This is a genomic window from Bacillus sp. MM2020_4, assembly GCF_011250555.1.
Classification (GTDB): domain Bacteria; phylum Bacillota; class Bacilli; order Bacillales; family Cytobacillaceae; genus Neobacillus.
This window is the reverse complement of record NZ_JAANMZ010000031.1, coordinates 47690-53727: the sequence shown is the minus strand read 5'-3', so window position 1 is coordinate 53727 and position 6038 is coordinate 47690. Positions and strand designations below refer to the sequence as shown.

Sequence of the window (6038 nt, the reverse complement as noted above, 5' to 3'; positions counted from 1 at the left end):
TCATGAGAGGAAATGGATTATCCGGTATTAGCACCGGTTTCCCGGTGTTATCCCAGTCTTACAGGCAGGTTGCCCACGTGTTACTCACCCGTCCGCCGCTAACCAATGGGAGCAAGCTCCCAAAGATTCGCTCGACTTGCATGTATTAGGCACGCCGCCAGCGTTCGTCCTGAGCCAGGATCAAACTCTCCAAGAAAGTTGATTAGCTCATTTGTTACGTTGGCTTAGTTTCATATATATTGAAACTAAAAAATATTGTTTGTTGACGTTTTTGTTTGTTTAGTTTTCAAAGAACAATTCGTTACTTCGTTTAGAAGCAACTTTATTACTATATCATTTCGTTAATTTCTTGTCAACAACTTTTTGAAATGTTTTTAACATCTTCATGTTGTTAACTCGTCAGTAACGACTGCTTTAATATAATAACACCATGAATACAGAACGTCAACCATAATAATAAACTTTTCATTTTTTTTGAGGAATAAAAAAAGCCGACCTCAGTGGCCGGCTTTTCTTATTTTGAAATTTTAACAATACCTTCTTGCTTTAGATCAACTAGACCCTGCTTTTCAATGACCACCTTTTCACCTTCTGCTAAGTTCGTGAACACAATGGGTGAAATTGTAGAGGTTGCATTTGCTTTTATATAATCCAGATTCACTTTTAATAATGGTTGTCCTTTTACAATGCAGTCATTTTCGGAAACTAACGGTTCAAATCCTTGCCCTTTTAGATTAACGGTATCAATCCCAACATGGATTAATATTTCACGACCACTATCTGAAAGGATACCAATCGCATGTTTCGTAGGGAAAAGGTTGACGATTTTTCCATCTACAGGTGAAACCACCATTCCCTCTGCCGGTATAATGGCAAAACCATCTCCCATCAACTTTCCTGCAAACACTTGATCCGGTACTTCTGTAATAGGCTTGATTTCTCCTTTAAGAGGTGCAACAAAATTTTCGTCACCGTTGCGTTCGGACCGAAGCGCTTCAGATGGAATCTCCCCTAAGTGTTGTCCCAGACCTTTTTCCAGGGCGTTACCAGGTGTTGTGCGTTGACGTTTTCCTACTATTATATCTTCTATTTGACCTTTGATGGTTTCCGAACGTGGTCCTAAGATTGCTTGAATATTGTTTCCTACTTCAAGCACACCTGCAGCCCCTAATTTTTTCAATTGACCCTTGTCTACAATCTTACTATCATATACAGAAACACGGAGACGAGTAATACACGCATCAAGATGGGCAATATTTTGTTGTCCGCCCATTGCTTCAAGAATTTGATAGGGAAGGTCACCTTTTTGTCCTTTCGGAACCTCCGTCGCTGATACACTTTCATCATCTTCTCTACCTGGTGTTTTTACGTTAAACTTGGTAATAATAAAGCGGAATACAAAGTAATAAACAACCGCAAAAACAATACCTAATAGTACAGCAATCCACCAACGCTCTTTTCCTGGAAGGATACCAAATAGGAAAAAGTCAATGGCACCACCGGAGAATGTGTAACCCAAATGAACCTTAAACATTGCCATCACTATAAACGCTAACCCATCGAGGACTGCGTGGATAAAGAATAACAATGGCGATACAAACAAAAATGAAAATTCCAGTGGTTCCGTAATACCTGTTAGGAACGATGTTAATGCAGCAGAACCCAATAATCCCGCCACCATCTTTTTCTTTTCAGGTTTCGCTGTATGATACATGGCCAGCGCTGCAGCTGGCAAACCAAACATCATAACAGGAAATTCACCTTGCATAAAGTAACCAGCCGTAAGTTTTACATTATCTTTTAATTGCGCAAAGAAAATCGTCATGTCACCATGAACAATATTGCCTCCAGCTGTTTTATAGGAACCGAACTCATACCAGAATGGGGCATACCAAATATGATGCAATCCAAATGGAATAAGTAATCTCTTAATAAATCCAAAAGCAAATACAGCTAGGTATGTTCCGCTTCCAAGCATCCAGTTTGAAGCAGCATTCATCCCGTGCTGAATTGGCGGCCATATAAGCAAGAGCAATAGACCAGTAATTAACGAGAACACAGCTGTTACAATCGGTACAAACCGTTTGCCAGCAAAAAATCCAAGGAACGAAGGCATTTCAATATTGTAGTATCGATTGTAGGCAAAAGCCGCAAGTAATCCGACAATAATCCCTCCAAATACTCCTGTTTGCAGGGTTGGAATACCTAGTACATTTGCATAAGATGGATCTGTTCCTACCATTTCCGCCGTAACACCAGCCCACGTGCACATAACCTGGTTTAACACTAAATAACCGACAATAGCCGCTAGGGCAGCAGCACCGTCTCCCGCTAAACCCAAAGCAACACCCGCTGCAAAGATTAGCGCTAAGTTGCCAAAAATGATGGAGCCTGCGTCCTCCATTACACTGGCAACCAATTGAATCCAATGTGCATCAAGAAACGGCAAATAATTAAGCGTTGTCGGCTGTTGAAATGCATTGCCGATACCAAGCAATAGACCAGCTGCCGGCAATAGGGCAACCGGAAGCATAAGCGCCTTCCCGACTTTTTGTAAGACGCCAAAGGCGTTTTTAAACATATCCATACTACCTCCCTACTAAATTCCCAAACCTCATAAGGCATTAACTTTTTGGTAAAAAAAACAATAAAAAAGGCAAGAGTAAAAGTTTGACTGAATGAAGGTATAGGCATAGATTCCCCCTAACACTTCATTTCAATTAATACTTTTCACCCATGCCTGATCGTATCAGTAACACGTAAAAAATAATAGCTATTTATATTTATTTTGAAGTCTTTGTAAATGCATCGTTAAATAAACGGCTTCTGCATCAAAAACACTCAATTTTAAGGTTTGCTGCATCACTTTAATGAGCTTCCACGCAAGATTATAGCACACAGGGTATTCCTCTTTAAATAGAGAAGCAATTTTTTTTGGTTCTTCTACTCTCTCACCCTTCATTACACGGTTAATAGCAAAGTGAAGATGGCGAACTAGCCTCATATAATCGATGCTTTCTTTATCAATTTCGAATTTAAACTGATCCTCTACCATTTCTACCAGCTTGCTGACAAGCTGCGAATGTTGATTCACAACTGATAGATTTTTATTTGTAATTGCACTATGGACGTGAAGAGCAATAAATCCAATTTCGCCAACAGGCAGGCTTATTCCCGTCTTCGCTTTAATGTCCTCAACCACTTCTGCCGCGACTTCATACTCATGGCGGTAAAGCGCCTTCGTCTCAACAAGGAATGGGTTTCGCATTTCCATACCTTGTGAAGCTCTTGTCAAGGCAAACATTAAATGATCCGTTAATGCCACATGAATATGTTCATTTAAAACAGAATGTGTTCGTTGCTTAATTAAGTCAATCGAGGAAATAATGACCTCTAAATAATCGTTATCAATAAAGGGCAGCAGCTTGATGTAGTTTTCTTGTACTTTTTCACTTTTTAAGACAAACAGCTTTTCAACCGCATCCGTATCAATATAGTCGCCTTGTTTTCGATTAAACCCAATGCCTTTCCCTATTAAAACAACTTCTTCATAGGAAGGGTGTTTAGCGATTAATACATTGTTATTTAATACTTTTTCTATAAGTAAGTTTGCCAAACCCTAACCTCCTATTCCTCTCCTAATAACAAACATGTAATTTCATGTTATAAGAGGCGCTAAAAGAAGTCAACGACAAAGATCGACAACTTTACGAAAACTGGCTGGCAAATCATTCAAACTTCATCCCTCTTAACCCAATTAAAAAGAACAATGCACTAAATCCAAGCAGTGCTGCTGTATCCTTTATGATCGTTCCGGCATGCAGGCTACCGCTGATAATTTCTTTAAAACCTGCCATTGCCCATGTTTGTGGTACACCCAAGGCAATTTTCTGCATGAAATCTGGTACTACATCAATGGGCCAATAGACACCGCCAAGCATACAAGTGCTCACGATTAAAACAGCACTCACCGCGGAGGCCTGTTGTTTTGTTTTGACCAGCCCCGCCATCATCAGACCAAAGCCGACTATACACAGAATGACAAGAGATGCATATGGAACCATATAAAATAAATTTCCCCATGTTGTATCAAACATCAGGTTCATTGTCACCATCAGTACCGCTAACTGTATCCACCCCATGAAAAAGTAAGCTAAAAGGTAACCAAGGATGATTTGCACTTTGCTGGCAGGAGAAACAATCAGTCTCCCCCAAGTACCACCCGTTCTTTCATCAAGTATGGTCGAAGCTGCTCCTGATAGACCAAACATCATAAACATGATGGAAAACCCTACAAACATAAGGTTGATATCAACATTGGTTTTCGCATCTTTTTGGATGATCTGCTTTTCGACCTGCACACCTTTATTGTTCGCGACTGCAGCAAGAACCTTTGGAAAGGCATCCTTCTCCAAATTCGAAGTAGTCTGATAAGATCTTACGACAAGCCCTGCCGTTCCCTCCAAATGGGATGATAATGCAAGATAATTCTCCGTCTTTCGCTGAACAATAATATCAAATAACGGTTTCTTTTCTATTATTCTTTGCTCGACATCCGTTGAAATTACCACTGCAGCAATGGCGTCTTGAGCGGATACATTCTTTTTAGCCTGTTGTTTCGTTGTTTTTTTCCATTCATAATGATGATCCGCTTTTAAAAGGGTCAAAATCTTTTGGCTGACTTCAGCATTACCTGCTACCACATTCACCACCGGTTTATTCTGTCCCGAATTGATGGTCATACCGCCAAAGATCCAACTAAATAATGCCGGCATGACGAACATAAGCACCAAAACTCCAGGTGATTTAAAAAACTCCTTCAGATGAAGCATTAAAATCGTCCAGATTTTACGCATATTTACCTCTCCTTTCAAATGAAAGGCGAATTAAGCCAATCGTAAAAAAGAGTAAGCCTAAGCCAATGGATCCGCCGATTGCAGGGAGAATCTTAGTCAATGTTGCGCCGGACATCAAATCTAAATAGGTTTGCAAGGCAAGCCCGTTCGGTAAAAACTTGGTAACGAATACAACCCAATCCGGAAATACGTAGAGTGGAACCATACTCCCACCTAACGCAGCCATAATTTGCGTTCCAAACATTCCGGCAACATTAAATGACTTTTCCGTTTTTATAAAAGAGCCCGCTAACACACCGAGTCCGCTGGCATTGATAACAAAAGCCAACGTCATACTAGCAATGCCTGAAATCGAAGGTCCCCAATCAACCCCAAAAATGATTCGTGTTCCGGCAATGATGATAAATGCTTGGGTTAAGCAAATAATAATTAATCCGAGTAATTTCCCAAGAAGATAATTTGGATAGGTTAGATTTGTTAGCAGTAATCGTTGATACACATCTTGCTCTTTCTCGAGGATCATGGTGGAAACACCTTGAACCACTGTCATTAACAAAAACATCACGCCCATGGCGGCAGCATAATATTGAAACGAACTTACCGGCTTTGTTTTCGCATCAACAGTCGTTTCTGTTACCAATGGTTTCTTTCCGTACCCATCCTGAACCAATGCGCTTTGCCCCCCTGCCTGAACAGGCTGGGCCATTTGCGCCGCTGTTGCCTCAATTGGAATCGTGCGAGAAAACTGCTCAATCACAGTTTGAACGATGGTTGGATTAATAACGGTGTCAGGCACCGCTAATAATTTTACTTTTGTGCCCTTGCCGGTCATTAGCGAAGCTGTGAAGTCTTTTTCGATGATGATGCCGACGGTTAGGTTGTGGTTTTGTAGCTTTTTTACCATTTCATTTTCTTGATAGTATTTCACTCGAATTTGTTTGGATAAGTTTTTCGTAAGGACTTCGTCGGTGAGGGCTTTACTTAATTGTCCTTGGTCCAAATTCACAACCCCAAGGGTAAACTTTTTAATCGTAAACGCTTCATCTTCCTTCATCATACTGCCGAATGCGGAACCTAAAATGGCAATTAACAATAGCGGCATCAAAATGAGGGTTAAAAAGGCCTTTTTATCCCGCGCGACAAGCAGCAAGTCCTTCCTTGCCAGCCACCAAAACTTCATGA

At 40.6% G+C, this 6038-nt stretch carries 4 protein-coding genes and 1 rRNA gene; all 5 read right to left on the bottom strand.

Features of this window, described 5'->3' with window-relative positions:
• A 16S ribosomal RNA gene (locus tag G6554_RS17640) occupies positions 1-196 on the bottom strand; the annotation flags it as partial.
• Between the two features lie 318 nt (positions 197-514).
• The gene (gene ptsG / locus G6554_RS17635) at positions 515-2581 is read right to left on the bottom strand and encodes a glucose-specific PTS transporter subunit IIBC (protein ID WP_166244240.1); all 2067 of its coding nucleotides are present in this window, start codon (positions 2579-2581) and stop codon (positions 515-517) included.
• A gap of 192 nt (positions 2582-2773) precedes the next feature.
• Entirely contained in the window at positions 2774-3616 is an 843-nt protein-coding gene (gene glcT, locus G6554_RS17630) for a glucose PTS transporter transcription antiterminator GlcT (protein ID WP_166244231.1), read from the bottom strand.
• A gap of 112 nt (positions 3617-3728) precedes the next feature.
• Complete coding sequence (locus G6554_RS17625) at positions 3729-4856, bottom strand: ABC transporter permease (protein WP_166244229.1); 1128 nt, start codon at positions 4854-4856, stop codon at positions 3729-3731.
• A complete protein-coding gene (locus G6554_RS17620; protein ID WP_166244227.1) occupies positions 4849-6036 on the bottom strand; it encodes an ABC transporter permease in 1188 nt (395 codons plus the stop codon). The genes G6554_RS17625 and G6554_RS17620 overlap by 8 nt, the downstream gene beginning before the upstream one ends.
• Between the last annotated feature and the right edge of the window lie 2 nt (positions 6037-6038).